This is a genomic window from Stutzerimonas stutzeri RCH2 (assembly GCF_000327065.1).
GTDB classification, from domain to species: domain Bacteria; phylum Pseudomonadota; class Gammaproteobacteria; order Pseudomonadales; family Pseudomonadaceae; genus Stutzerimonas; species Stutzerimonas stutzeri_AE.
In genome coordinates this window covers 3989076-4013972 of sequence record NC_019936.1, presented here as the reverse complement: position 1 = coordinate 4013972, position 24897 = coordinate 3989076, and the positions used below count along the sequence as shown (strand labels likewise).

At 65.9% G+C, this 24897-nt stretch carries 23 protein-coding genes; 19 read left to right on the top strand and 4 right to left on the bottom strand.

Annotation, left to right across the window (positions count from 1 at the left end; all coding sequences use genetic code 11):
- Nucleotides 1-209 precede the first annotated feature (209 nt).
- From glcD to PSEST_RS18640, 10 genes are all read left to right on the top strand, one after another.
- The gene (gene glcD, locus PSEST_RS18685; protein ID WP_015278497.1) at nucleotides 210-1709 is read left to right on the top strand and encodes a glycolate oxidase subunit GlcD; all 1500 of its coding nucleotides are present in this window, start codon (nucleotides 210-212) and stop codon (nucleotides 1707-1709) included.
- Entirely contained in the window at nucleotides 1709-2770 is a 1062-nt protein-coding gene (gene glcE / locus PSEST_RS18680; RefSeq protein ID WP_015278496.1) for a glycolate oxidase subunit GlcE, read from the top strand. The genes glcD and glcE overlap by 1 nt, the downstream gene beginning before the upstream one ends.
- 6 nt (nucleotides 2771-2776) lie before the next feature.
- Nucleotides 2777-3994, top strand: a complete 1218-nt coding sequence (glcF, locus tag PSEST_RS18675; protein WP_015278495.1) for a glycolate oxidase subunit GlcF — start codon at nucleotides 2777-2779, stop codon at nucleotides 3992-3994.
- A gap of 73 nt (nucleotides 3995-4067) precedes the next feature.
- Nucleotides 4068-4472, top strand: coding sequence for a heme-binding protein (locus PSEST_RS18670; RefSeq protein ID WP_015278494.1), 405 nt, complete (start codon nucleotides 4068-4070; stop codon nucleotides 4470-4472).
- 20 nt (nucleotides 4473-4492) lie between these two features.
- Nucleotides 4493-6673 (top strand): malate synthase G, encoded by a 2181-nt coding sequence (locus PSEST_RS18665; protein WP_015278493.1) that lies wholly within the window; start codon nucleotides 4493-4495, stop codon nucleotides 6671-6673.
- A gap of 217 nt (nucleotides 6674-6890) precedes the next feature.
- Complete coding sequence (locus tag PSEST_RS18660) at nucleotides 6891-8594, top strand: L-lactate permease (protein WP_015278492.1); 1704 nt, start codon at nucleotides 6891-6893, stop codon at nucleotides 8592-8594.
- 114 nt (nucleotides 8595-8708) lie between these two features.
- A complete protein-coding gene (locus PSEST_RS18655) occupies nucleotides 8709-8876 on the top strand; it encodes a rubredoxin (protein ID WP_015278491.1) in 168 nt (55 codons plus the stop codon).
- Between the two features lie 34 nt (nucleotides 8877-8910).
- Nucleotides 8911-10095: an NAD(P)/FAD-dependent oxidoreductase gene (locus PSEST_RS18650; RefSeq protein ID WP_015278490.1), complete on the top strand. Its 1185-nt coding sequence runs from the start codon at nucleotides 8911-8913 to the stop codon at nucleotides 10093-10095.
- A gap of 149 nt (nucleotides 10096-10244) precedes the next feature.
- Nucleotides 10245-10517 carry an HU family DNA-binding protein gene (locus PSEST_RS18645; RefSeq protein ID WP_003283322.1) on the top strand — a complete coding sequence of 91 codons (273 nt, stop codon included), beginning with the start codon at nucleotides 10245-10247 and terminating at the stop codon, nucleotides 10515-10517.
- Nucleotides 10518-10656: 139 nt separating this feature from the next.
- Nucleotides 10657-11031, top strand: coding sequence for an SCP2 sterol-binding domain-containing protein (locus tag PSEST_RS18640; RefSeq protein WP_015278489.1), 375 nt, complete (start codon nucleotides 10657-10659; stop codon nucleotides 11029-11031).
- Between the two features lie 140 nt (nucleotides 11032-11171).
- Here PSEST_RS18640 and PSEST_RS18635 read toward each other — a convergent pair whose 3' ends face one another.
- Entirely contained in the window at nucleotides 11172-12074 is a 903-nt protein-coding gene (locus PSEST_RS18635) for a LysR family transcriptional regulator (protein WP_015278488.1), read from the bottom strand.
- A gap of 175 nt (nucleotides 12075-12249) precedes the next feature.
- On the opposite strand from PSEST_RS18635, the gene PSEST_RS18630 reads away from it, so the two are divergent.
- On the top strand, nucleotides 12250-13431 hold the full coding sequence (locus PSEST_RS18630) for an acyl-CoA dehydrogenase (protein WP_015278487.1): 1182 nt from the start codon (nucleotides 12250-12252) through the stop codon (nucleotides 13429-13431).
- Between the two features lie 121 nt (nucleotides 13432-13552).
- The gene (locus PSEST_RS18625; protein WP_015278486.1) at nucleotides 13553-14776 is read left to right on the top strand and encodes a CaiB/BaiF CoA transferase family protein; all 1224 of its coding nucleotides are present in this window, start codon (nucleotides 13553-13555) and stop codon (nucleotides 14774-14776) included.
- A 1-nt stretch (nucleotide 14777) separates the two neighbouring features.
- On the opposite strand, the gene PSEST_RS18620 is transcribed toward PSEST_RS18625, so the two are convergent.
- A complete protein-coding gene (locus PSEST_RS18620; RefSeq protein ID WP_015278485.1) occupies nucleotides 14778-15791 on the bottom strand; it encodes a zinc-binding alcohol dehydrogenase family protein in 1014 nt (337 codons plus the stop codon).
- Between the two features lie 101 nt (nucleotides 15792-15892).
- Between PSEST_RS18620 and PSEST_RS18615 the strand changes: the two genes are divergently transcribed.
- The 4 genes from PSEST_RS18615 to PSEST_RS18600 all read left to right on the top strand — a co-directional run bounded on the left by PSEST_RS18615 (nucleotide 15893) and on the right by PSEST_RS18600 (nucleotide 18893).
- Nucleotides 15893-16813, top strand: coding sequence for a LysR family transcriptional regulator (locus PSEST_RS18615; RefSeq protein ID WP_015278484.1), 921 nt, complete (start codon nucleotides 15893-15895; stop codon nucleotides 16811-16813).
- A gap of 86 nt (nucleotides 16814-16899) precedes the next feature.
- Entirely contained in the window at nucleotides 16900-17508 is a 609-nt protein-coding gene (locus tag PSEST_RS18610) for a LemA family protein (RefSeq protein ID WP_015278483.1), read from the top strand.
- The gene (locus PSEST_RS18605) at nucleotides 17505-18257 is read left to right on the top strand and encodes a TPM domain-containing protein (RefSeq protein ID WP_015278482.1); all 753 of its coding nucleotides are present in this window, start codon (nucleotides 17505-17507) and stop codon (nucleotides 18255-18257) included. Before PSEST_RS18610 ends, PSEST_RS18605 begins: the two co-directional genes overlap by 4 nt.
- Before the next feature lie 18 nt (nucleotides 18258-18275).
- Nucleotides 18276-18893, top strand: coding sequence for a TPM domain-containing protein (locus PSEST_RS18600; RefSeq protein WP_015278481.1), 618 nt, complete (start codon nucleotides 18276-18278; stop codon nucleotides 18891-18893).
- A 31-nt stretch (nucleotides 18894-18924) separates the two neighbouring features.
- Here PSEST_RS18600 and PSEST_RS18595 read toward each other — a convergent pair whose 3' ends face one another.
- A complete protein-coding gene (locus PSEST_RS18595; protein WP_015278480.1) occupies nucleotides 18925-20202 on the bottom strand; it encodes a tetratricopeptide repeat protein in 1278 nt (425 codons plus the stop codon).
- Nucleotides 20203-20313: 111 nt separating this feature from the next.
- Between PSEST_RS18595 and PSEST_RS18590 the strand changes: the two genes are divergently transcribed.
- Nucleotides 20314-21390 (top strand): GlxA family transcriptional regulator, encoded by a 1077-nt coding sequence (locus PSEST_RS18590; protein WP_015278479.1) that lies wholly within the window; start codon nucleotides 20314-20316, stop codon nucleotides 21388-21390.
- A 43-nt stretch (nucleotides 21391-21433) separates the two neighbouring features.
- Here PSEST_RS18590 and PSEST_RS18585 read toward each other — a convergent pair whose 3' ends face one another.
- Nucleotides 21434-23407 carry an AAA family ATPase gene (locus tag PSEST_RS18585; protein ID WP_015278478.1) on the bottom strand — a complete coding sequence of 658 codons (1974 nt, stop codon included), beginning with the start codon at nucleotides 23405-23407 and terminating at the stop codon, nucleotides 21434-21436.
- Nucleotides 23408-23815: 408 nt separating this feature from the next.
- Between PSEST_RS18585 and PSEST_RS18580 the strand changes: the two genes are divergently transcribed.
- Both PSEST_RS18580 and PSEST_RS18575 read left to right on the top strand, forming a co-directional pair.
- On the top strand, nucleotides 23816-24277 hold the full coding sequence (locus tag PSEST_RS18580) for a FecR domain-containing protein (protein WP_041756790.1): 462 nt from the start codon (nucleotides 23816-23818) through the stop codon (nucleotides 24275-24277).
- A 5-nt stretch (nucleotides 24278-24282) separates the two neighbouring features.
- Nucleotides 24283-24855, top strand: a complete 573-nt coding sequence (locus tag PSEST_RS18575; RefSeq protein ID WP_015278476.1) for an OmpA family protein — start codon at nucleotides 24283-24285, stop codon at nucleotides 24853-24855.
- The last annotated feature ends 42 nt before the right edge of the window (nucleotides 24856-24897 follow it).

Sequence of the window (24897 nt, the reverse complement as noted above, 5' to 3'; positions counted from 1 at the left end):
TTTGAGGCGAGTTTACCCTGAATGGCTGGATAGCAGAAACAGCGCCGCTTGGAAGGCCGTTTGGTAGTGCCTTTCATCGGCTGACTACAAAAAACTGGTAGGACCAGTTGTCTGGGGCATGGACGGGCGCCCACCTTCGACGTTAAAGATGCGTCATTCCACCGCAGCCGTGCGCGCTGGCTGTGGCCCCACGAGAACTGGAACCTGCCATGAACATTCTCTACGACGAACGCGTCGATGGTGCGTTGCCCAAGGTCGACAAGGCTGCCCTGCTGGCCGAACTGCAGGCACAGCTGCCTGACCTGGACATCCTCCATCGCAGCGAAGACCTCAAGCCCTACGAGTGCGACGGGCTATCCGCCTATCGCACCACGCCGCTGCTGGTCGTGCTGCCCGAGCGTATCGAGCAGGTCGAGACGCTGCTCAAGCTCTGTCATCAGCGCGGCGTTCCAGTGGTCGCCCGCGGTGCCGGCACCGGTCTGTCCGGCGGTGCGCTGCCGCTCGAGCAGGGCATCCTGCTGGTCATGGCGCGCTTCAACAAGATTCTCGAAGTCGATCCGGCCGGCCGCTTCGCCCGCGTCCAGCCCGGCGTGCGTAACCTGGCGATCTCCCAGGCTGCCGCACCCTATGAGCTGTACTACGCGCCGGACCCTTCGTCGCAGATCGCCTGCTCCATCGGCGGTAACGTCGCCGAGAATGCCGGCGGCGTGCACTGCCTGAAGTACGGCCTGACCGTGCACAACCTGCTCAAGGTGGACATCCTCACCGTCGAAGGCGAGCGCATGACGCTCGGCTCCGACGCACTGGATTCGCCGGGCTTCGACCTGCTGGCGCTGTTCACCGGCTCCGAAGGCATGCTCGGCATCGTCACCGAGGTGACGGTCAAGCTGCTGCCCAAGCCGCAGGTGGCCAAGGTGCTGCTCGCTGCCTTCGACTCGGTGGAGAAGGCCGGTCGTGCGGTGGGCGACATCATCGCCGCCGGCATCATCCCCGGTGGCCTGGAAATGATGGACAACCTGTCGATCCGCGCTGCCGAAGACTTCATCCACGCCGGTTATCCGGTGGATGCCGAGGCGATCCTGCTCTGCGAACTCGACGGCGTCGAAGCTGATGTGCATGACGACTGTGCGCGAGTCAGCGAAGTGTTGAAGCTGGCCGGTGCCACCGAAGTGCGCCTGGCCAAGGACGAAGCCGAGCGCGTGCGTTTCTGGGCCGGGCGCAAGAACGCCTTCCCGGCGGTCGGGCGCATCTCGCCGGACTACTACTGCATGGACGGCACCATTCCGCGGCGCGAGCTGCCGGGTGTGCTCAAGGGCATTTCCGACCTCTCCGAGCAGTTCGGCCTGCGCGTGGCGAACGTGTTCCATGCCGGCGACGGCAACATGCACCCGCTGATCCTCTTCGATGCCAACCAGCCCGGTGAGCTGGAGCGCGCCGAAGACCTGGGCGGCAAGATCCTCGAACTCTGCGTGAAGGTGGGCGGCAGCATTACCGGCGAACACGGCGTCGGCCGCGAGAAGATCAATCAGATGTGCTCGCAGTTCAATGCCGACGAGCTGACGCTGTTCCACGCGGTCAAGGCGGCCTTTGACCCGAGCGGCCTGCTCAACCCGGGCAAGAACATCCCGACCCTGCATCGCTGCGCCGAATTCGGCCGCATGCACATCCATAACGGCCAGCTGCCTTTCCCCGAACTGGAGCGTTTCTGATGTCCGTAATCGCCAACGACGCCAGCGCGCAGTTGCTGGACCAGGTCAACCAGGCGCTCGCCGCCAACACGCCGCTGCGCATCCAGGGCAGCGGCAGCAAGAGCTTTCTCGGGCTGCAGGCCGACGGTGTACTGCTCGATACCCGCGAGCACCGCGGCATCGTCAGCTATGACCCTACCGAACTGGTGGTCACCGTTCGCGCCGGCACGCCGCTGACGGAGCTGGAAACCGCGCTGGATGAAGCTGGGCAGATGCTGCCTTGCGAGCCGCCACACTTCGGCGAGGGCGCCACCGTCGGCGGCATGATCGCTGCCGGGCTGTCCGGCCCGCGTCGTCCGTGGAGCGGTTCGGTGCGCGATTTTGTGCTCGGCTCGCGGGTCATCACCGGCCAGGGCAAGCACCTGCGTTTTGGTGGCGAGGTGATGAAGAACGTTGCCGGCTACGATCTGTCGCGCCTGATGGCCGGCAGCTTCGGTTGCCTCGGCGTACTCACCGAAGTCTCGCTCAAAGTTCTGCCCAAGCCGCGCCTGTGCACCAGCCTACGCCTGGAGATCGATCTCGAACGTGCACTGCTGAAGCTTGCCGAGTGGGGCCAGCAGCCGATCCCGATCAGCGCCGCTAGCCATGACGGCCAGGCGCTGCACCTGCGTCTGGAAGGCGGCGAAGGCTCTGTTGGTGCGGCCCGCGAGCGTATCGGTGGCGAGGATCTCGACCCCGGCTACTGGAACGACCTGCGCGAACAGCGCCTGGCGTTCTTTGCCGATCCGCGCCCGCTGTGGCGCCTGTCGCTGCCGAACAACACGCCGGCGCTGGGTCTGCCGGGCGATCAGCTGGTGGACTGGGCCGGTGCCCAGCGCTGGCTGAAGTCCGACGCCGACGCGGTGACCATCCGCGGTATCGCCATTGAGGTCGGCGGCCACGCCACCTGCTTTACCGCAGGCGCCACAACCAATCCGTTCCAGCCGCTGGCCGCACCGCTGCTGCGTTATCACCGCCAGCTCAAGGCCGCGCTGGACCCGCAGGGGATCTTCAACCCCGGCCGCATGTATTCCGAGGTCTGACGACGTATGCAAACCAATCTGAGCGAAGCGGCGAAAAAGCTGCCGCGCGCCGAAGAAGCTGAAAGCATCCTGCGCTCCTGCGTGCATTGCGGCTTCTGCAATGCCACCTGCCCGACCTACCAGCTGCTCGGCGACGAGCTGGACGGCCCGCGCGGGCGCATCTACCTGATGAAGCAGATGTTCGAAGGCGGCGAGGTGACCGAAAGCACCCAGCTGCACCTGGACCGCTGCCTGACCTGCCGCAACTGCGAAACCACCTGTCCGTCCGGGGTGAAGTACCACAACCTGCTGGACATCGGCCGCGACTTCATCGAGCAGCAGGTGCAGCGCCCGTTGGGCGAGCGCGTCGTGCGCGGCGGCCTGCGCACGGTGATCCCGCGTCCGGGCCTGTTCAAGGCACTGCTGGGCGCCGGCAATGCGCTGAAGCCGCTGATGCCGGCCTCGTTGAAGGACCACCTGCCGCGCGAGATCCGCCCGGCCAAGCCGCGCCCGCAGGTCATGCACAGCCGTCGCGTGCTGATACTCGAAGGCTGCGTGCAGCCGAGCCTGTCGCCGAGCACCAACGCCGCCGCCGCGCGCGTGCTCGACCGCCTGGGCATCAGCGTCAGTCCGGCGCGCGAAGCCGGCTGCTGCGGCGCGGTGGATTACCACCTCAACGCGCAGGATGCCGGCCTGGACCGCGCACGGCGCAACATCGACGCCTGGTGGCCGGCCATCGAAGCCGGTGCCGAAGCCATCGTGCAGACCGCCAGCGGCTGCGGTGCCTTCGTCAAGGAATACGGTCATCTGCTCAAGGATGACCCGGCCTACGCCGCCAAGGCCGCGCGGGTCAGCGAGCTGGCCAAGGATCTGGTCGAAGTGCTGCGCAGCGCCGAGCTGGAAAAGCTCAATGTGCGCGCCGACAAGCGCATGGCCTTCCATTGCCCGTGCACCCTGCAGCACGCACAGAAGCTCGGCGGCGCGGTCGAAGACGTGCTCACCCGCCTGGGCTACCAGCTCACCGCGGTGCCAGATGCGCACCTGTGCTGTGGCTCGGCCGGCAGCTATTCGATCACCCAGCCGGAGATTTCCCACCAGCTGCGCGACAACAAGCTCAACGCGCTGGAGAGCGGCAAGCCGGAAGTGATCGTCACCGCCAACATCGGCTGCCAGACTCACCTCGACGGCGCCGGCCGCACGCCGGTCAAGCACTGGATCGAAGTGGTCGAGGAATCGATGCAGTAGCAACGCCTCATGGTTCGGTCGCCCAGTCAGGGCGGCCAGCGAACAACCGAAATACGAAGACAGGAGAATCGAGATGAAAAGCAAAGCCGTACTGAGCCAGACCGAAGTCGCCACCATCCTCGCCGCTGCTCGCGCCGAAGCGCAGGCTAATGGCTGGGCCGTGACCATCGTCGTCGCCGACGACGGCGGCCATCCGCTGGCGCTGGAGCGTCTGGACGGCTGCGCGCCGATCGCCTCCTACATCGCCACCGAGAAGGCCCGCAGCTCGGCCCTCGGCCGTCGTGAAACCAAGGGTTACGAAGACATGGTCAACGGCGGCCGCAGCGCCTTCCTCTCCGCGCCGGTGGTCTGCTCGCTGGAAGGCGGCGTGCCGGTAGTGGTTGACGGTCAGGTCATCGGTTCGGTTGGCGTCTCCGGCGTGACCGCCGCGCAGGACGCCCAGATCGCCAAGGCCGGCGTTGCCGCCCTGGCCAACTGAACAGACAAGGAGAACGACAGATGACTGAGCGCGTAACCCTGGGCCGCCTGCAAGTCGCGGCCAATCTGCAGCGTTTCATCGAAGACGAAGTCCTGCCGGGCAGCGGTATCGAAGCCGCCGCCTTCTGGCAGGGCCTGGACGCCCTGGTCCATGACCTGGCGCCGAAGAACCGTGAACTGCTCGCCGAGCGCGACCGCATGCAGGTCGAGCTGGACACATGGCACAAAGCCAATCCCGGTCCGATCAAGGACATGGCCGCCTACCGCGCCTTCCTCGAATCCATCGGCTACCTGCTGCCGGTGCCCGGCGAGGTGAAGATCGAAACCGCCAACGTCGACAGCGAGATCGCCACCCAGGCCGGCCCGCAGCTGGTGGTGCCGATCATGAACGCGCGTTATGCGCTGAACGCCGCGAACGCCCGCTGGGGCTCGCTGTACGACGCGCTCTACGGCACCGACGCCATCTCCGAAGAGGGCGGCGCGCAGAAGGGCCCGGGCTACAACGAAGTCCGTGGCGCCAAGGTCATCGCCTACGCGCGCAATTTCCTCGATCAGGCCGCGCCGCTGGCCGAAGGCAGCCACGCCGACGCCACCGCCTATCGCGTGCAGGATGGCCAGCTGAAGGTCACCCTGGAGAACGGCAGCGTCACCGGGCTGGCGCAGCCGGAAAAATTCGTCGGCTTCCAGGGTGAAGCGGTCGAGCCGAAGGCCGTGCTGCTGAAGAACAACGGCCTGCACGTCGAGATCCAGATCGATCCGAACAGCCCGATCGGCCAGACCGATGCTGCTGGCGTTAAGGACCTGCTGGTCGAGTCCGCGGTTTCCACCATCCTCGACTGCGAAGACTCGGTTGCTGCGGTGGATGCCGATGACAAGGTGCTGGCCTACCGCAACTGGCTGGGCATCGTGCAGGGCACCCTCAGCGAGGAAGTCGCCAAGGGCAGCTCGAGCTTCGTCCGCCGCCTGAACCCGGACCGCGAATACAGCGCACCCAACGGCGGCGAGCTGAAGCTGCATGGTCGTTCGCTGCTGTTCATCCGCAACGTCGGTCACCTGATGACCAACCCGGCGATCCTGCTGGAAGACGGCCGCGAGATTCCGGAAGGCATCATGGACGGTGTGTTCACCAGCCTGATCGCCAAGCACGACCTCCAGCGCAAGGGCAACTCGCGCACCGGCAGCGTCTACATCGTCAAGCCGAAGATGCACGGACCGAAGGAAGTCGCCTTCGCCGATGAGCTGTTCGGTCGCGTCGAGGAGCTGATCGGTGTGCCGCGCTACACCCTGAAGATGGGCATCATGGACGAGGAGCGCCGCACCAGCGCCAACCTCAAGGCCTGCATCGCTGCGGCCAAGCACCGCGTGGCCTTCATCAACACCGGCTTCCTCGACCGTACCGGCGACGAGATGCACACCTGCATGGAAGCCGGCCCGGTGCTGCGCAAGGGTGACATGAAGTCCACCCCGTGGATCCAGTCCTACGAGCGCAACAACGTGCTGGTCGGCCTGGCCTGCGGCCTGCGCGGCAAGGCGCAGATCGGCAAGGGCATGTGGGCCATGCCGGACCTGATGGCAGCCATGCTCGAGCAGAAGATCGGCCATCCGAAATCCGGCGCCAACACCGCCTGGGTGCCGTCGCCGACCGGCGCCACCCTGCACGCGCTGCACTACCACCAGGTGAACGTGCAGGCCGTGCAGAGCGAGCTGGAGAAGATCGACCTGGCGGCCGAGCGCGATCAGCTGCTCAACGACCTGCTGAGCATCCCGGTGGTCGCCGAAGACAAGTGGAGCGCCGAAGAGAAGCAGCAGGAGCTGGACAACAACTGCCAGGGCATCCTCGGCTACGTGGTGCGCTGGGTCGAGCAGGGCGTCGGCTGCTCCAAGGTACCGGACATCCACAACGTCGGCCTGATGGAAGACCGCGCCACCCTGCGTATCTCCAGCCAGCACATTGCCAACTGGCTGCACCACGGTGTGGTCAGCCGCGAGCAGGTGCAGGAAACCCTGCAGCGCATGGCCAAGGTGGTCGACCAGCAGAACGCTGGCGATCCGCTCTATCGCGCCATGTCCAGCGACTACACTCAGTCGATCGCCTTCCAGGCGGCGTCGGATCTGGTGTTCAAGGGCCGCGAGCAGCCGGCGGGCTACACCGAGCCGCTGCTGCATGCCTGGCGTCAGCGCTACAAGGCCAGCCAGGCCTGACAGGGCCGGGAACTGCGTGCTGCCGGAAGCTCGGCGCACGCGGTGCAGGACAGCAGCCCCAGGCGTCGAGTTGGCGTCCGGGGCTTTCGAGCATGAGCGGCACGGTTTCGGCCGGGCCGTCGGGAAGCGCACCGCGTGGGGGCGTTTCATGCGAAGCACCGGGCGTGCCCGGACACAATAGAAGCGGTTCACAACAAAAAACGCAGGGACCCAACAAATGAGTCAAACACTACTGTCCATCCTGGCCTTCGTGCCGCTGGTGCTGGCGGGTGTGCTGCTGATCGGCTTTCGCTGGCCGGCCAAGTACGCCATGCCGCTGGTTTTCGTCCTCACTGCGCTGATCGGCCTGCTGGCCTGGGACATGACCCTCAACCGGGTCATCGCTTCCACCTTGCAGGGCCTGATCCTCACCGCGGCGATCCTCTGGATCATCTTCGGTGCGATTCTGCTGCTCAACACGCTGAAACATTCCGGGGGGATCAGTTCGATTCGGCGTGGCTTCTCCAATGTCAGTCCTGACCGTCGCGTTCAGGTGCTGATCGTCGCCTGGCTGTTCGGTTGCTTCATCGAGGGGGCGTCGGGCTTCGGCACACCGGCGGCGGTGGCGGCACCGCTGATGGTCGCGCTGGGCTTCCCGGCGCTGGCGGCGGTGGTCATGGGGATGATGGTGCAGTCCACGCCGGTGTCCTTCGGTGCGGTGGGCACGCCGATTCTGGTCGGTGTCGGTGCGGGTCTGGACAAGACTGGCATCAGCGAGCAGCTGGCTGCGGTGGGCAGTAACTGGGAGGTGTTCTTCCACTTGATCTTCTCGCGCGTCGCGATCATCCATGCGCTGTGCGGGATTCTCATGCCGCTGATCATGGTCAGCATCATGACCCGCTACTTCGGTCGCAACAAATCCTGGACCGAAGGTCTGGCAGTCGCGCCGTTCGCGGTCTTTACCGGTCTCGCCTTCGTCATTCCGTATGCTGCGGCCGGTGTGTTCCTCGGTCCGGAATTCCCGTCGATGATCGGTGCGCTGGTTGGTCTGGCCATTGTCGTACCGGCGGCCAAGGCCGGCTTCCTGCTGCCGAAGGACACCTGGGATTTCGCGCCGGCGAAGGAATGGCCGTCCGAGTGGATGGGCAAGATCGAGATGAAGATCGAGGACGTAGCCGGCAAGACGCCGATCTCCGTGCCGATGGCTTGGGCTCCTTACTTGCTGCTGGCTGGTTTGCTGGTCGCCTCGCGGGTCTTCCCGGACTTCAAGGCGCTGCTGATGTCGCTCAGCTTCGGCTGGAAGGACATCCTCGGCGAAACGGGCGTTTCCGGTACGCTGGAGCCGCTGTACCTGCCGGGCGGGATTCTCTGCATGGTGGTGCTGATCACCTTCTTCCTGCATCGGATGAAGGCCAGCGAGCTGGGCGCGGCGATTTCCGAATCGAGCAAGACCCTGCTCGGCGCGGGCTTCGTGCTGATCTTCACCATTCCGATGGTGCGGATCCTGATCAACTCGGGCGTTAATGGCTCCGACCTGGTGTCCATGCCGGTGGCCATGGCGCAGCTCGTCGCTAACAGCGTGGGCTCGGTTTATCCGTTCTTCGCGCCGGCGGTCGGGGCGCTGGGCGCGTTCATCGCCGGTTCCAACACGGTGTCCAACCTGATGCTGTCGCAGTTCCAGTTCAACACCGCAGGCCTGCTCGGCCTGTCCGGTGCGCTGATGGTGGCGCTGCAGTCGGTGGGTGCGGCGGCGGGCAACATGATCGCCATTCACAACGTAGTGGCGGCTTCGGCCACGGTAGGCCTGCTTGGTCGCGAAGGGATCACCCTGCGCAAGACCATGCTGCCGACGCTGTATTACCTCATCCTGGCCGGCGCCATCGGCCTGATCGGGTTTTACGTGCTGGGCATCAGCGATCCGCTGGTGGCTGCCGCAGGCTAAGCCTGACGGTAGCGTGACGGGCGGCCTAGGCCGCCCGTTTTCATTTGTGGGTTTGGTGCGACGCGCCGTTCTGGTATAGCGTGCGTCGCAGTCGACGGAACATCGAGGTTAGCGATGAAGAAATGGCAATGTGTGGTGTGCGGCTATATCTATGACGAAGCGCTGGGCGTACCGGACGAGGGCATCGCGCCTGGGACGGCATGGGAAGATGTGCCGGAAGACTGGATGTGCCCGGACTGCGGCGTCGGCAAGATGGACTTCGAAATGATCGCCATCGGCTGATCTCTTTCGCAACGCTTCTCTGGAGGACAAGATCGTGAGCGCACCTGTAGTCATCATCGGCACCGGCCTGGCCGGCTATAACCTGGCCCGGGAATTCCGCAAGCTGGACACCCAGACGCCGTTGTTGCTGATTACCGCCGATGATGGGCGCTCCTACTCCAAACCGCTGCTTTCCACCGGCTTCGCCGCCAACAAGAATGCGGAAAACCTGGGCATGGCCACCGCCGGCGCCATGGCCGAACAGCTGAATGCCGAGATTCGCATCCATACCCGCGTCACCCGTCTCGATCCGGCGAATCGGCGCGTGTGGATTGGCAACGAGCCGGTGCCCTACCGCGACCTGGTACTGGCCTGGGGTGCGCAGACGATTCAGGTGCCGGTTGCGGGCGATGCTGCCGACGCTGTTTTTCCGATCAACGACCTGCACGATTACGGCCGCTTCCGCGACGCCGTCGCCGGCAAGCGTCGGGTGCTGATCCTCGGTGCCGGGCTGATCGGCTGTGAATTTGCCAACGACCTGCTGCTCGGTGGCCACGAGGTCGATCTGGTCGCCCCCAGCGAGCAGGTCATGCCCGGTCTGCTGCCGCTACAGGCCGCCGAGGCGGTTCGCAACGGCCTGGAGGGCATCGGCGCACGCTTTCACCTCGGGGCCACGCTGGAGCGCCTGCAGCGCAGCACCGACGGTCTGCAGGCGACCCTGTCCGACGGCTCGCAGCGGAGCTGCGATCTGGTGGTCAGTGCCGTCGGTCTGCGCCCGCGCACCGAGTTGGCTGCCGAGGCGGGGCTCGAGGTCAAGCGCGGCATCGTCGTCGATCGCCTGCTGCAAACCTCGGCGGAACACGTCTATGCCGTCGGCGACTGCGCCGAAGTCGAAGGGCTGAACCTGCTCTACGTGATGCCGCTGATGGCTGGGGCGCGGGCCCTGGCTAAAACGCTGTTTGGCAATCCTACCTTTGTCAGTTACGGCCCCATGCCGGTCACAGTGAAGACCCCGGCATGCCCGGTAGTGGTTTCCCTGCCTGCGGTTGGGAGTGCCGGCAACTGGACTGTCGAAGCCCAGGGTAATGATGTCAAAGCGCTCTATCTCGGTACTTCTGGGCAGCTGCTCGGCTATGCCCTGACCGGCGCGGCGGTACAGGAGCGTCTGGCGCTGAACAAGCAGCTGCCGCCGGTGCTGGCGGAACTACCGCAAATTCTGTCGTTAAAGTCCCCCAGCTGAGCCTGCGGGGCGTCCGGAGGGACTGGCGCAGGTGCTAGCGCCGTGCCATTCTCCATGAGTCTGCCCCAGCCTAGAGCTGTTGCAGCGCCTTTAGCGCTGTTCTTGTGAACAGTACGGACACAACAACAAAAACGTCTCAGAGGCTTCCCATGCGTAAACCGGAACTCGCCGCAGCCATTGCCGAGAAGGCTGACCTGTCCAAGGATCAGGCCAATCGGGTACTCAACGCCGTGCTGGATGAAATCACCAACGCGCTGAACCGCAAGGACAGCGTGACCCTGGTTGGTTTCGGCACCTTCGTTCAGCGCCACCGCGGCGCCCGCACCGGGAAAAACCCGCAAACCGGGCAACCGGTGACCATCAAGGCCAGCAACACCGTTGCCTTCAAGCCGGGCAAGATGCTCAAAGACGCGGTCAACTGACGCTGCGCCAACCCGGAGCCAGCGGGCTCCGGGTCAACCTGACTGCCCGGTCCGCCTCGGACCCATTCGTACCCATCCTTTCCCCAGCCGACCAAGCCACTACAATGCGGCCTTTTCTCGTACCGGTCGGGACCTCACCATGAAATTCCGTTTTCTGCTTTGGATGCTTGGCCGCCTGATGGCCAAGGCCAGCCGCACCAATCCCGAGTTCCAGCAGCAGCTGGGAGACAAGGATCTGACCTTTCAGCTGCGTACCCTGGACGGCAAGGTCGCCCGGCACTTCGTCGTGCAGAACCAGCGCGTCACCAGCAAGCGCGGCCCGGCGAGCGAACCGGCGTTCTCGCTTGGCTTCAAGGATGCCGCCTATGGTTTCGCCACCATGACGGCGAAGAACAAGCAGCTGGCGTTCATGCAGGGGATTCAGAACAAGGACATCCAGATCCAGGGGAATCCGGCGCTGGTGATGTGGTTTCAGGGGCTGACCAAATACCTGAAGCCGAAAAAGAAGAAGTAGTTTCGCCCTGAGCCCGCGATTCGGCGCGCTCATTTCTGGATGTCCTGGCACCTGGCTCGTCAGACCCAAACCTGCACGCCACCTGTGGTGGAAAACGCTGCGCGGTTTTCCACCCTACGGCTGGGCATCCCTACCCGGCCCTACGCCCCCTCCCGCCAAACCCTCGCCTCCTCCTTCAACCAATCCCGAAACGCCACCAGCCCCGCCGACTCCACCTTGCGCTCCGGAATCATCAGGTAGTACGCCCGCGTCTCGCTGCGGTAGGCGTGCGGATGCGCCAGCACCAGCCGCCCCTCGGCCAGTTCCCGCTGGATCAGGAACGGCGGGATCAGCGCTACACCCATGCCATGCTCGGCCGCCTGCGCCAGCATGGAGAACAGCTCCAGCCGCGGACCGGTCATGTCGCGGGCGACTTTCAGCCCCAACGAGTCGAACCACTGCCGCCAGGCATAGGGTCGGGTGGTCTGCTGCAGCAGCGGCATGTCCGCCAGCGTCTGCGCGGTAAACGGCTGACCGTCGTGCAGCAAGGCGGGGCTGCAGACGGGCTGCAGGTCCTCGGGCATCAGATAGTGCGCCTCGGTACCGGACCAGTCGGCGTCGCCGAAGTAGATGGCGGCATCGAACTCGGTATCGGCGAAGAGAAAGGGCCGGGTGCGGTTGGTCAGGTTCACCGTGATTTCCGGATGCAGTGCCTGGAAATGCCTGAGGCGCGGCACCAGCCATTGGGTGCCGAAGGTCGGCACCACCGCAAGCTCCAGGCTCATCGCGCCCTGCTGGCCCATTACCGACAGCGTATCGCGCTCCACCGCGTCCAGCTGCGTGGCGATGCGGCGGGCGTAGGACTGGCCGGCCGCGGTCAGCTTTACGCCGCGCCGCGAACGGCGGAACAGCGCCAGGCCGAGAAACTCCTCCAGCCCGCCGATCTGCCGGCAGATCGCGCTCTGGGTCAGTGCCAGCTCGTCGGCCGCGCGGGTGAAGCTCTCATGGCGGGCGGCGGCCTCGAAGGCGATCAGCGCGGCGGTGCTGGGAATCTTGCGGCGCATTATGCAAAGACCTCACGGGATAAGCCTGACAATCAGCCGAGAGCTTATCTCGAAGTGATCAAAGCGCACAGTTTGGTGCGAAATCCTCGTTTGCGACGCACCGTCGCTGCGCCTAGGATCAGCTTATCCCGCCCGCGTGACCGCGGTGCCGAAGACAACAAGAGGAGCCTCCCGAATGGCCGGCAAAGCAAGCTTCAACTGGATCGACCCGCTGCTGCTCGATCAGCAGCTGACTGAAGAAGAGCGCATGGTGCAGGGCAGCGCCGCGCAGTTCGCCGCCGACAAGCTGGCGCCGCGGGTGCTGGAAGCCTTCCGCCATGAACAGACCGATCCGGCGATCTTCCGCGAGATGGGCGAAACCGGCCTGCTCGGTGCGACCATTCCCGAAGCTTACGGCGGCAGCGGGCTCAACTACGTGTGCTACGGCCTGATCGCCCGCGAGGTCGAGCGCATCGATTCGGGCTACCGCTCGATGATGAGTGTGCAGTCCTCGCTGGTGATGGTGCCGATTTATGAGTTCGGCAACGAGGCGACCCGACAGAAGTACCTGCCCAAGCTCGCCAGCGGCGAATATATCGGCTGCTTCGGCCTCACCGAACCGAACCACGGTTCCGACCCGGGCAGCATGGTCACCCGGGCGAAGAAGGTCGACGGCGGCTATCGCCTGTCCGGCAGCAAGATGTGGATCACCAACAGCCCGATCGCCGATGTATTCGTGGTCTGGGCCAAGGACGACGCCGGCGAGATCCGCGGCTTCGTGCTGGAGAAGGGCTGGGAAGGGCTGTCCGCCCCGACGATCCACGGCAAGGTCGGCCTGCGCGCCTCGATCACCGGCGAGATCGTCATGGACAACGTGTTCTGCCCGGAAGAGAACGCCTTCCCCGACGTGCGCGGGCTGAAGGGGCCGTTCACCTGCCTGAACAGCGCCCGCTACGGCATCAGCTGGGGCGCGCTGGGTGCCGCCGAGTTCTGCTGGCACACCGCACGCCAGTACACCCTGGACCGTCAGCAGTTCGGCCGTCCGCTGGCCGCCAACCAGCTGATTCAGAAGAAGCTCGCCGACATGCAGACCGAGATCACCCTGGCCCTGCAAGGCTGCCTGCGCCTCGGCCGGATGAAGGACGAAGGCACCGCCGCCGTGGAGATCACCTCGATCATGAAGCGCAACAGCTGTGGCAAGGCGCTGGATATCGCGCGCATGGCCCGCGACATGCTGGGCGGCAACGGCATCAGCGACGAATTCGGCGTGGCCCGGCACCTGGTCAACCTGGAGGTGGTGAACACCTACGAGGGCACCCATGACGTGCATGCGCTGATCCTCGGCCGCGCCCAGACCGGCATCCAGGCGTTCTTCTGACGCCGCCGTAGGGTGGATGACGCTCTCTTCATCCACCGTTGGCTACGCGCGGTGGATGGGTGACGCATCAGCTACGCGCCCCGATCCACCCTACGTTCACTTGAGTTTCGAGGTTTCGCCCATGCCCGGCGCCCTGTCCCATATCCGCGTTCTCGATCTGTCCCGCGTGCTCGCCGGACCCTGGTGCGGGCAGATCCTCGGCGACCTCGGCGCCGAGGTGATCAAGGTCGAGCGCCCCGGCACCGGCGACGATACCCGTCATTGGGGCCCGCCCTATCTCAAGGATCAGCACGGCGAGAACACCTCGGAGGCGGCGTATTACCTGACCGCCAACCGCAACAAGCAGTCGTTGACCGTCGACTTCACCCGGCCCGAGGGCCAGCGCATCATCCGCGAGCTGGTGGCGCAGTGCGATGTGCTGCTGGAGAACTTCAAGGTCGGCGGGCTGGCCGCCTACGGGCTGGATTATGAAAGCCTGAAGGCGCTCAACCCGCGGCTGATCTATTGCTCGATCACCGGCTTCGGCCAGGACGGGCCTTATGCCACTCGCGCCGGCTACGACTTCATGATTCAGGGCCTCGGTGGGCTGATGAGCCTGACCGGCCGCAGCGATGCGGAGGAGGGCGCCGGGCCGGTGAAGGTCGGTGTGGCGCTGACCGATATCCTCACCGGCCTGTACGCCACCGTCGGCGTGCTTGCCGCGTTGGCACATCGCGAACGCAGCGGCGAAGGCCAGCATATCGATACGGCGCTGCTCGACGTGCAGGTCGCCTGCCTCGGCAACCAGGCGCTCAACTACCTCGCCACCGGCGTGGCGCCCAAACGCATGGGCAATGCCCATCCGAACATCGTGCCCTATCAGGATTTCCCCACTGCCGACGGCGACATCATCCTCACCGTCGGCAACGACGGTCAGTTCCGCAAGTTCTGCGAGGTGGCCGGGCGTCCCGAGTGGGCGACCGATCCGCGCTTCGCCACGAACCGCGCGCGGGTCGCCCATCGCGCCGAGCTGATTCCGCTGATTCGCCAGGTCACGGTGTTCCGCACCACGGCCGAATGGGTCAGTGCGCTGGAGCAGGCCGGCGTGCCTTGCGGGCCGATCAACGACCTGGCCCAGGTGTTCGCCGACCCGCAGGTGCAGCATCGCGGGCTGAACGTCGAGATGCCGCACCCGCTGGCCGGCCGTGTGCCGCAGGTGGCCAGCCCGCTGCGGCTGTCTGCTTCGCCAGTGGCGTACCGCAACCCGCCGCCACTGCTCGGCGAGCACAGCGAGGCGCTGTTGCAGCGCCTGCTGGGCATGAATGACGAGCAGATTGCTGGCCTGCGCGCGGCCGGCGTCATCTAGCTCAGAAACCTTCCAGCACGATCTTGCCCTTGGCCTTACCGCTTTCCAGCAGGGCATGGGCGCGGCGCAGGTTGGCCGCGTTGATGGTGCCGAAGTGCTCGCCTAGGGTAGAGCGCAGCACGCCCAGATCAACCAGCTGGCTGACGCGCTGCAGCAGGTGATGTTGCTCGATCATATCCGGCGTCTCGAACAGTGAGCGGGTGAACATCAGTTCCCAGTGCAGCGACAGGCTTTTGCGCTTGAGCTTCATCACGTCCAGCGGCTGGGCTGGATCGTCGATCAGCGCCAGGCGGCCCTGCGGCGTCAGTGCCTCGACCAGCTGGTCGAAGTGCTGATCGGTTTGCGTCAGGCTGGCGACATGGCTGACGCTGGCGAAACCGGCGCGCTGCAGCTCGGCGTGCAGCGGCTGGCTATGGTCGATGACATGATGGGCGCCGAGTTCGCGGGCCCAGGCCTGGGTTTCCGGGCGCGAGGCGGTGGCGATCACGCTGACCTTGGTGAGCTGGCGGGCCAGCTGCAGCATGATCGAGCCGACACCGCCGGCAGCGCCAACGATAAGCAACTGCTGCCCGGCGCCCTGGCCTTCGACCAGTTGCAGGCGCTCGAACAGCAGTTCCCAGGCGGTGATGGCGGTCAGCGGCAGCGCGGCGGCTTCGGCGAAGCTCAGGCTCCGCGGCTTGCGCCCGACGATCCGCTCGTCCACCAGATGGCGTTCGCTGTTGCCGCCGGCGCGGGCGATGGAGCCGGCGTAGAACACCTCGTCGCCGACCTTGAACAGGCTGACTTCGCTGCCCACACCGACGACCACGCCAGCCACGTCCCAGCCCAGCACCTTCGGCTGGCCGACCTCGGGCTGGGTGTTGCGGCGTACCTTGGTGTCCACCGGGTTGACCGAGATGGCGCGCACCTCCACCAGCAGGTCACGCGGGCCGGGCACCGGCTGGGGCAGCTCCACGTCCTGCAGGGCGCGGGGATCGTCGATGGCGAGGGATTCGAAGTAGGCGACCGCTTTCATGCTGTTGCTCCGTATGGATTCGGCGGGAAGCGCATGCTCAGCTATTTGACGCGGCCGAAAAACGGGGTAATAAGCGAGGCTCTTTCAACAGGATTTTGAAAATGCTGCGTATCGATGACCTGCAGCTGTTCGTGCGTACGGCCGACAGCGGCAGCCTTTCCGCGGCCGCGCGCGGGCTCGACGTGTCGCCGGCAGTGGCCAGCGCGGCCTTGAAGCGCCTGGAGGCGAGCCTGGGTGCGCGACTGTTCGTGCGCTCCACCCGCAGCCTGCGCCTGACCGCCGAGGGCGAGGCGTATCTGCTGCATGCCCGGGCGGCACTGGCCAGCCTGCACGAGGGCGCCCAGGCGCTCGCTGGCGGGCGCGAGGCGATCAGCGGCGTGCTGCAGCTGTCGGCACCGTCCGACTTCGGCCGCAATGTGCTGCTGCCGTGGCTCGACGAATTCCAGGCGAGTCATCCGCAATTGCAGCTGCGCCTGCTGCTGGGCGACGGCCTGACCGATCTGTTTCGCCAGCCGGTGGACATCGTCCTGCGCTATGGCGCGCCGGAGGACTCCAGCCTGGTGGCGCTGCCGGTGGCTGCCGCCAATCGCCGGGTGCTCTGCGCCTCGCCGGCCTATCTGCAGCGCCATGGCGCGCCGCAGCGGCTGGACGAATTGGCGGGGCACAACTGCCTGCGCTTCATGCTCGCCGGCCGCGTGCATGACCGCTGGTGTTTTCAGGAAGGACGCCGGGCGCTCACCATGCAGGTAAGCGGCGACCGGGTCAGCGATGACGCCGATGTGGTACGGCGCTGGGCGCTGGCTGGCGCCGGGCTGGCCTACAAGTCCTGGCTGGATATTGCCGATGATGTCGCCGCCGGGCGTCTGCAGGTGCTGCTCTCCGATTGCCTCGGTGAAGCCGCGCCGCTGAACCTGCTTTGCGCGCACCGTGCGCAGCTGAGCAAGCCGGTGCGGCTGCTGCATGAGCACCTGCAGGTGCGTTGCGCGCGGCTACTGCTGCGGGCGCCATGGCAGGGCAGCTAGCGCAGAGGAGTTGATCTTCACCTGAACTCTTATGGCCCTTGGCTATTCTTATCTGCGTACTGGTTAACAGAATGGACGAGCGCACCATGCATACGCAGCGTTTTCGCTACACCTGGCAACTGACCGTTGTCGTCTTCATGTCCTGGCTGCTGGCCGGCTGCGGTATCAACAACATCCCCCGCTATGACGAGCAGGTGAAGGCCGCCTGGTCGCAGGTCGAGAACCAGTATCAGCGGCGTGCCGACCTGATTCCCAATCTGGTCGAGACGGTGAAGGGCTTCGCCCGTCAGGAGCAGGAAACCCTCACCGCAGTGGTCGAAGCGCGGGCCAAGGCCACCTCGATTCAGGTCGATGCCAGCACCCTGGATGATCCGCAGAAGCTGCAGCAGTTTCAGCAGGCGCAGAATCAGCTGACCGGAGCGCTGAGCCGGTTGATGGCGGTGTCCGAACGCTATCCGGATCTCAAGTCAAACCAGAACTTCCTCGCCCTGCAGTCGCAGCTTGAAGGCACCGAGAACCGCATTGCGGTGGCACGCCGCGACTTCATCGCCGCGGTCGAGCGCTACAACACCGAGATTCGGACCTTCCCGGGCCGCATCTGGCACAAGGTGATGTACAGCGACATGCCGATCCGCGAGAACTTCGAGGCCACGGCCGAGAACGCCGAGCAAGCGCCGCAAGTGCAGTTTCAATGACCTCCAGGTTCCCGCTACTGCTGGTCCTGCTGCTCTGGGCTGCTGGCCTCGTCGCTCAGGAGAGCGAGCTGCCGGCGCTGACCGGCCGTGTGGTCGACCGCGCCGAGCTGCTTGATACCCAGGCCGAGGCCCGCCTGACCAGCATGCTGGCCGGGCACGAGCAGGCCACGGGCGAACAGGTCGTGGTCGTGACGGTGCCGGATCTGGGCGGGCGCAGCATCGAGGAATTCGGGCTGGAGCTCGGCCGCACCTGGGGCATCGGCCAAAAGGACGAGGACAACGGCGCGCTGCTGATCATCGCCCGCGATGACCGCAAGATTCGCATCGAGGTCGGTTATGGGCTGGAAGGTCGGCTCACCGACGCGCAGTCCTCGGTGATCATCAACCGCATCATCGCGCCGGCGTTCCAGCGCGGTGACTTCACTGCCGGGATCATCGAAGGGGCGGAGGCGATTGTCACCGTGCTCGGCGGCGACCCGTTGCCGGCCGAATTGCGTCCGGTGATGCCATTGGGGCAGGAGCAACCCGGCGGCCTCGGGATTCTCGGTTTCTTCCTCATGCTGGTCGCGATCTTCGTTATCGGCGGCGGGCGAGGCGGCCGCGGCGGTGGTCGTCGTGCCTTGCTGCTCGGCGCTTTGCTCGGCGGCATGGGCCGTGGTGGCGGCTTCGGCGGTGGTGGTTTTGGCGGTGGCGGCTTCGGTGGTGGCGGTGGGGGCTTCGGCGGCGGTGGTGCTTCCGGTGGCTGGTAATTCAATGATGGATGAACGATGACCTTACTCAGCGAAAGCGAACTGCAACAGGTGGCCGCGGCGATCGAGCAGGTCGAGCGCAATACCGATGCCGAACTGGTAACGGTGCTGGCTGCGCAGGCAGACGACTACCGCTACATTCCGCTGCTCTGGGCCAGCCTGATCGCGCTGCTGCTACCCGGCGCGCTGCTGTTCTTCAGTGGCTGGCTCGGCGCCTGGCAGTTGCTGCTGGTGCAGTGGGCGACCTTTATCGTGCTGGCGGTGCTGTTTCGCATGCCGGGACTGACCAGCCGCCTGATCCCGCGCTCCGTACGCTGCTGGCGCGCCTGCAATCTGGCGCGGCGCCAGTTTATCGAGCTCAATCTGCATCACACCGATGCCGATACCGGCATCCTGATCTTCGTTTCCGAAGCTGAGCGTTATGTGGAGATTCTCGTCGACCGCGGCATATCCAGCCGCATCGACAACGCCGCCTGGGAATCCATCGTCGCCTGTTTCACCGAGCGGGTGAAACAGGGCCAGGTGCTGGAAGGCTTTCTCGGTTGCATCGAGGCCAGCGGCGCGCTGCTGGCGCAGCATGTGCCGAAGACCCATGAGCGCAACGAGCTGCCCAACCGCCTGGTGGTGCTGCCGTAACGTCCGAAAGGCGCCCGTGGGCGCCATCCGATCACTGCATGCGGCGTTGTTCGGCGAGTAGTTGCCGCTCGCGCTGCAGGGCCCGCGCAAGACGTTGCTGACCGCTGCGCTCGGCGGCGGCGATCAGCGTCTGGTCGACCAGATCGCGCTGAGCATGACTGCCGCCAAACAGCTGCGCCTGATTGCGGATCGAGCGCAGCAGCTCCACACATCGCCCTTGGTTGCCTTCGACGAACGCCACTACCGCCTCGACGCCCGGAGCGCCGATCTGGCCGGTGAAGCGTGCGTTGTCGTCGTCCCGCGCGCAGGCCCGTTGCTGGGCTGAGCGCAGTAGGCCCAGCAGGTCGTCGCGGCCGGCGCAGGCGAAGGCCATGGCGGCGTGAAAGTCGTTGAACGCATAGTTGCCATCCGCCGCCATCGCTGCCCAGCGCTCGGCCACGCCGGACCAGCGGTCGCCGACATCCACGCCACGCAGTTGCAGCCGCCAGAGCAGTGCGCTGGCGTCGATCAGCTCCAGCGCCAGGGTGCTCTGATGGCCATTCACCGGGCCGTCGAACAGGTCCAGGGCCGCGCCGCAATCGTCGAGCTCGATGTGGTGCAACGCCAGGTGCCACCAGTTGTGCACCGCCAGCATGCTGTCCTGCTGCCAGGCCGGATTACCGCGCATCCAGGCGATGCCTTCCTCGCGCCGTCCCTGCATCTCCAGGACGTGGGCGACTGCGTGCTGGGCCCAGGCGTCGGCGGGTTGCAGGGCGATCGCTTCACGGCCATAGCGTTCGGCGAGCCGATAGTCGCCGCATTCTTCCAGCCCGAACGCGTACAGGCCGAGCAGCGCGTGATAGCCAGGCAGCTGCAGTGACCAGTCCGGCAGGGCGCGGGCGATGCGGTCGCGCAGCATGCGTGCGTCGCCGGTGAAGAAGTCGATCTGCTGCCCGGCCTGCAACGCCAGCATGTCGTGGGGGTAGTCGATGCTGAGGTCTTCCAGCACGCGCCCGGCGGCGTGCCAGCGGCCATCCAGCAGTTGCCCCAGCGCCTTGAGGTGACGGCCCTCGCGATCATTGTGCGGCAGCTCCAGGGCGCGTTCGTACGAGGCGCGAGCCACCGGTAGCGCGGCCGCCTCGGTGCCGAGCAGGTAGAGCCAGGCGTGCAGGACATGGCCCATGACCAGTTCCGGCGACGCCTGCAGTGTGGCTTCGGTGGTCGCCAGCGAGTCGGCGTGCAGGCAGCGGAACTGTGCGAGCGCCTGATCGAGCAGGGCCTGCGCCTCGCTGTTGCAGCCGGTCAGTTGGTACCCGTGTGCGTCTTTCATTGTTCTATGCTCCATGAGTCCGGTTCGTTGGCATCGGCCAACGCGCCCATACTCGGGGTTACGTCTGCGTTGGACCCCAGTCATCCTGGAAACAAACCGGCTATTTCCGCCATGGCCCGCTCAGAGATCGCCGAACGTCCGCCATTGACCGTCGCTCTGCTGGCGACGCCGGACAGTACGGCCTCGACGCTGTTCGGTCTCTACGATCTGCTGCTGGGTGCCCGTCGCGACTGGCAGCAACTGCTGCACCGCGCCGACGTGGCGTCGCCCTTCCTGCCGCTGATCGTCAGCCGCGACGGCCGCTCGCTGCGGGTCTACAACGATATTCCGGTCCACCCTCACACCAGTCTGGACGATGCGCCGCCGACCGATGTGGTGATCGTCAGCAACCTGGCGGTCAGCCCCTGGGAGCCGCTGGACGATCGCTATGCGCCCGAGGCGCAGTGGCTGTGCGAGCGCTACGCGGCTGGGGCGACGCTGGCCGCAGCCTGCTCCGGGGCGATGCTGTTGGCGCGTACCGGGCTCTTGGCCGGCTGCGAAGGGACTTCGCACTGGGGCTACTGCGATTGCTTGCGACGCGAATACCCGGACGTGCACTGGCACCCGGACAAGGCATTGGTCAGTACCGGCGTCGGTCAGCGCCTGGTGATGTCCGGCAGCGGCAGCAGCTGGCATGCGCTGGGGCTGTTTCTCATTGCCCGTTTCGTCGGTGCGCGGGAGGCGATGGAGGTGGCGCGGATGAACCTGTTCGACTGGGACGCGACCAGTCCGCTGGCCTACGCCGCGATGATGCGCACTGGGCAGCTGGCCGATCCGGTGATCGCGCGGTGTCAGGAATGGGCGGCGCAGCACTACGAGGAGGAGGCGCCGGTGAGCGCCATGGTGCGCATCAGCGGCCTGCCGGAACGAACCTTCCAGCGCCGCTTCGCCCTGGCCACCGGGCTGACGCCGCTGGATTACATCCATACGCTGCGCCTGGAAGAGGCCAAGCAGCTGCTGGAAAGCGGTGAGTTGTCGGTGGAGGCGATTGCCTGGGAGGTCGGTTATCAGGACGCCGGCTTCTTCGGTCGACTGTTCCGGCGCAAGGTCGGCCTCACGCCGGCGCAGTACCGGCGCCGCTTCGGCGTACTGTCGCGGCGCCTGGCCGGCATCGCCACCCTGCAGCAGGCGGCGCCGGCCGTGCACTGATCCCGGCGGGTGTGCCGCCCGCCGGGACCGTTACGCCCCCGGCTTAGAGCCGGGTCGGACCGTCGTCTTCCGGCTCGCTGGATACGACCGGCGACAGTTCGAAGCTGTCGGTGCTGTCCATGGCGCTGGCCGCGACGCGGTCGATGCTGTTCAGCGCGTGGCCGATGATCGAGCTGACGCTGGCTTCGTGATGTTGCACCGGCAACCGTTCGATGGCCGCCAGCACCTCTTCCCCGGGCACGGTTTCCACCGCGAGCAGGCGTTCGGTGATGTGGTCGAGCGCCGGTTTCAACCGCTGCAGCAGCGCCAGGCACTCCTGATTGAGCTGCTGCAGCAGCTCATCGGCTGCTTCCAGCGCTTCGCGCGGATCGCTGTCCAGATGCGCGTCGCGCACGGCCTGCAGGCTCAGCAGCGAGCCGCGCGGGCCCATGCCCAGCGCGCCGACCATGGAGAGAGCGATCTTCGAGGCTTCCTGCAAATCCTGTCCGGCCCCCGAGGACACCTCGTGGAAGTACAGCTGTTCGGCACCGCGCCCGGCCAGCAGCATCTGGATGCGATTGCGCAGCTCGGAGTACATGTGCAGGCGCTTGTCTTCCACCGGCGTCACCAGGGTCACGCCCAGTGCCTGGCCGCGCGGCAGGATGGTGACCTTTTCCACCCGGCCGACATTCAGTGCCGCCGCCACCAGTGCGTGGCCAGCTTCGTGTACGGCAATGCGCTTGCGATCGGTCGGCGACATCGGCGTCACGCCGGACGGCTGCTCGCCGATGCGGCAGGTTTCCACCGCGTCGACGAAGTGCGCCATATCGACCTGTTTGGCGCCTGCGCGGGCTGCCAGCAGGGCGGCATGGTTGACGATGTAGGCGATCGCGGCCGGCGTCAGGCCGACGGTGTTGCGTGCCAGTTGCGGGAAGTCCAGATCCGCCGCGGCAGTGATCTTGCCGGCGTACAGGCGGAACAGCGCTTCGCGGTCATCGAGGCCGGGCAGGCCGACGGCGATGGAACGGTCGAAACGGCCTTCACGCACCAGCGCCGGGTCGAGCGAGTTGGGGAAGTTGGTGGCGCCGAGCACCAGCACGCCGGCGGCACCATCGAAGCCGTCCATCTCGGCGAGGAACTGGTTGATGATGCGGTTGCTCTCGGCGTCGCTCGAGCGCGTCTGCTCGGCACGCTTGCCGATGCCGTCGATCTCGTCGATGAAGATGATGCACGGCGCCTGCTTGCGCGCGGTGCGGAACAGCGACTTGACCTTCTGGATGCCGACACCGAAGTACATCGACGAAAAGTCGCTGCCGGTCACCTGGATGAAGCTGGCATTCGATTCGCTCGCCAGCGCCTTGGCCAGCTGGGTCTTGCCGGTGCCGGGTTCGCCGGTCAGCAGCACACCCTTGGGTGGTCGGGCACCCAGGCGCGCATAGGCGGCCGGGTCGCGCAGGTAGGCGGTGACGTCACTGAGGGCCTGCTTGGCCTCCGCGGCGCCGATGACATCGGCGAAGGTCACGCCGCTGCCCTTGCGCTGCACGTCGAAGCCGCGGGTCTTCATGGCGAAGAAGATCGCTGCGCCGATCAGCAGCAGGGCGATCGGCGAGTAGGGCAGCAGGTATTTGTAGAACGGCTTCTCCGCGTCGGTCTGGAACATCGCCAGCGGGAACAACTCCGCGCCGCTAACGGCGTACTGATCGAGCAGCAGAGCGGCGACCCGCCCGGACTGGTCCGGTACCCAGTAACGTTGCTCGCCGGTGGTGGTGACGTAAACCGCTTCGGCACCCAGCGCGGCGCTGGCAATGGCGCCGCCGCGCAAGTCACCCATCAGCCGCGACAGGTCACCGCGGTTGGCTTCCCAGCTTTCGCGCGAGCTCTGCAGCTCGCCGAGCATGGCGGCAGCCGAGCCGGCGGCGGGGCTGTCGGTCGGTGCGCTGGGTTGTACCAGCCAGAGGGCGACAGCCGCGAGCAGCAGCAGGGAAAGAACGGACAACACAAGGCCGCGGCGACCCTGGATTAGGCGTGGTTTCTTCATTTCACATCCAATCGGGCCAGACCCGACGCATCGATAAACACTGCCCGGAGTGGGCAGACCACAGTTTTCTGGCGCGGGGAGTACCCGCTGGCGCACAAGGCAAAGGTGCGTGCGGTCGCTAGCTTATGGATGCTGTTCTGTGCCAGACCGCTGGTCAGTTATTGATCAACCGACAGCGGCGAGGATACGGCAAGCGGGGCTCCCTGAATGGTTGCGCGACGAACGGCGAGGGGGTTTTCGACGAATGACCGGTTGCCGACGGAACCGATGGGCGCGCTCGTAAAGCTGCGTTGAAATACATCGATTCATGAAAACGAAACGGTCGAGGGATTTTTTGCCGGTTTGCACTGCCTTACTCCGGTGGAGCCGAACGGCATCGCTCCCACTGCCTTTCTGATGAGAGCTTCGATGATCTGTCCTCACAACTACCTATTGCGAGCCTCCTGTATGGTCGCCGCCCTCTTGAGCGGGCCTGCCTTGGCAGAGAACCTGCCCGAGCCCATAGGGCATGTGGCGCGGGTGGAAGGTGCCGCCTATATCAGCAGCCGTGGCTATACCAACGCGGCCAAGGTCGGCCAGGCGATCGTTCCAGGCGTGGCATTGAGTACCGGTGCGGAAGGCGCGCTGGGAGTGATACTCGGCGACGGCAGCGTGTTGTCGTTCGGCCCGCACAGCGAGCTGACGCTGGACGACTATCGCTTCGCCCCGGCTGCGGATGAGCTGCGGCTGCGCGCGACGCTCAAGCGGGGCACCCTCAATCTGATCGCGGGCGACATGGCCCGCCTCGATCCGCAGGCGATCTCCGTCGAGACGCCGGACGGCCGGATCGGCGTGCGCGGCGGCCAGGTGCTGATGAAGGTGGCGCCGTGAAGCCGATGTCGCTGAAGAAAACAATGGCACTGCTGGTGATGGCGTCTCTAGCTGGCTGCGCCCAGCAGTCCTACGTGATGCTGGCGGACAATGGTGGTGGGCTCGGTGGCGTGATGCTCGGCGAGGAAGGCGAGCGGCGGCTGGACGCATCCGGACAGGGCATCGCGATCGCCGCGGGGCAGGCATTCGCCGTGTCGGATGTGCGGCGCAAGGCGGATTTCGACCGCGCGCTGGCGGCTCAACCAGCTCTGCCGGAGCGATTCACCCTGCATCTTGCGCCATCCGGTCAGCTGGACAGCGCCGCCGAGCAGCTGCTGGACAGCGTTCTGCTGGCGGCCCGCCGTCGGGATTACCCCGTGGTAACGGTGATCGGCCATACCGATACCCTCGGGCATCGTGCGGCGAACGAACAGGTTGGTCTGCGCCGCGCCCAGGCGGTCGCCGAGCTACTGCGCGCCAAGGGGCTGGAGGCGATGGAGTTGCGGGTGGAGTCCCACGGTGAGCGCAATCTGCTGGTGGCGACGCCGGACGCCACTGCCGAGCCGCGCAATAGACGGGTCGAGATCCTGGTGCGTTGATTCAGCGACGCGGCGGCTGGCGCCGCGTCGACATACGATCCG

Excerpts from the sequence above, each read along its gene's own strand:
- glcD (WP_015278497.1), top strand. The coding sequence starts at position 210 with ATGAACATTCTCTACGACGAACGCGTCGATGGTGCGTTGCCCAAGGTC.
- glcE (WP_015278496.1), top strand. The coding sequence starts at position 1,709 with ATGTCCGTAATCGCCAACGACGCCAGCGCGCAGTTGCTGGACCAGGTC.
- glcF (WP_015278495.1), top strand. The coding sequence starts at position 2,777 with ATGCAAACCAATCTGAGCGAAGCGGCGAAAAAGCTGCCGCGCGCCGAA.
- PSEST_RS18670 (WP_015278494.1), top strand. The coding sequence starts at position 4,068 with ATGAAAAGCAAAGCCGTACTGAGCCAGACCGAAGTCGCCACCATCCTC.
- PSEST_RS18665 (WP_015278493.1), top strand. The coding sequence starts at position 4,493 with ATGACTGAGCGCGTAACCCTGGGCCGCCTGCAAGTCGCGGCCAATCTG.
- PSEST_RS18660 (WP_015278492.1), top strand. The coding sequence starts at position 6,891 with ATGAGTCAAACACTACTGTCCATCCTGGCCTTCGTGCCGCTGGTGCTG.
- PSEST_RS18655 (WP_015278491.1), top strand. The coding sequence starts at position 8,709 with ATGAAGAAATGGCAATGTGTGGTGTGCGGCTATATCTATGACGAAGCG.
- PSEST_RS18645 (WP_003283322.1), top strand. The coding sequence starts at position 10,245 with ATGCGTAAACCGGAACTCGCCGCAGCCATTGCCGAGAAGGCTGACCTG.
- PSEST_RS18640 (WP_015278489.1), top strand. The coding sequence starts at position 10,657 with ATGAAATTCCGTTTTCTGCTTTGGATGCTTGGCCGCCTGATGGCCAAG.
- PSEST_RS18635 (WP_015278488.1), bottom strand. The coding sequence starts at position 12,074 with ATGCGCCGCAAGATTCCCAGCACCGCCGCGCTGATCGCCTTCGAGGCC.
- PSEST_RS18630 (WP_015278487.1), top strand. The coding sequence starts at position 12,250 with ATGGCCGGCAAAGCAAGCTTCAACTGGATCGACCCGCTGCTGCTCGAT.
- PSEST_RS18625 (WP_015278486.1), top strand. The coding sequence starts at position 13,553 with ATGCCCGGCGCCCTGTCCCATATCCGCGTTCTCGATCTGTCCCGCGTG.
- PSEST_RS18620 (WP_015278485.1), bottom strand. The coding sequence starts at position 15,791 with ATGAAAGCGGTCGCCTACTTCGAATCCCTCGCCATCGACGATCCCCGC.
- PSEST_RS18615 (WP_015278484.1), top strand. The coding sequence starts at position 15,893 with ATGCTGCGTATCGATGACCTGCAGCTGTTCGTGCGTACGGCCGACAGC.
- PSEST_RS18610 (WP_015278483.1), top strand. The coding sequence starts at position 16,900 with ATGCATACGCAGCGTTTTCGCTACACCTGGCAACTGACCGTTGTCGTC.
- PSEST_RS18605 (WP_015278482.1), top strand. The coding sequence starts at position 17,505 with ATGACCTCCAGGTTCCCGCTACTGCTGGTCCTGCTGCTCTGGGCTGCT.
- PSEST_RS18600 (WP_015278481.1), top strand. The coding sequence starts at position 18,276 with ATGACCTTACTCAGCGAAAGCGAACTGCAACAGGTGGCCGCGGCGATC.
- PSEST_RS18595 (WP_015278480.1), bottom strand. The coding sequence starts at position 20,202 with ATGAAAGACGCACACGGGTACCAACTGACCGGCTGCAACAGCGAGGCG.
- PSEST_RS18590 (WP_015278479.1), top strand. The coding sequence starts at position 20,314 with ATGGCCCGCTCAGAGATCGCCGAACGTCCGCCATTGACCGTCGCTCTG.
- PSEST_RS18585 (WP_015278478.1), bottom strand. The coding sequence starts at position 23,407 with ATGAAGAAACCACGCCTAATCCAGGGTCGCCGCGGCCTTGTGTTGTCC.
- PSEST_RS18580 (WP_041756790.1), top strand. The coding sequence starts at position 23,816 with ATGATCTGTCCTCACAACTACCTATTGCGAGCCTCCTGTATGGTCGCC.
- PSEST_RS18575 (WP_015278476.1), top strand. The coding sequence starts at position 24,283 with ATGTCGCTGAAGAAAACAATGGCACTGCTGGTGATGGCGTCTCTAGCT.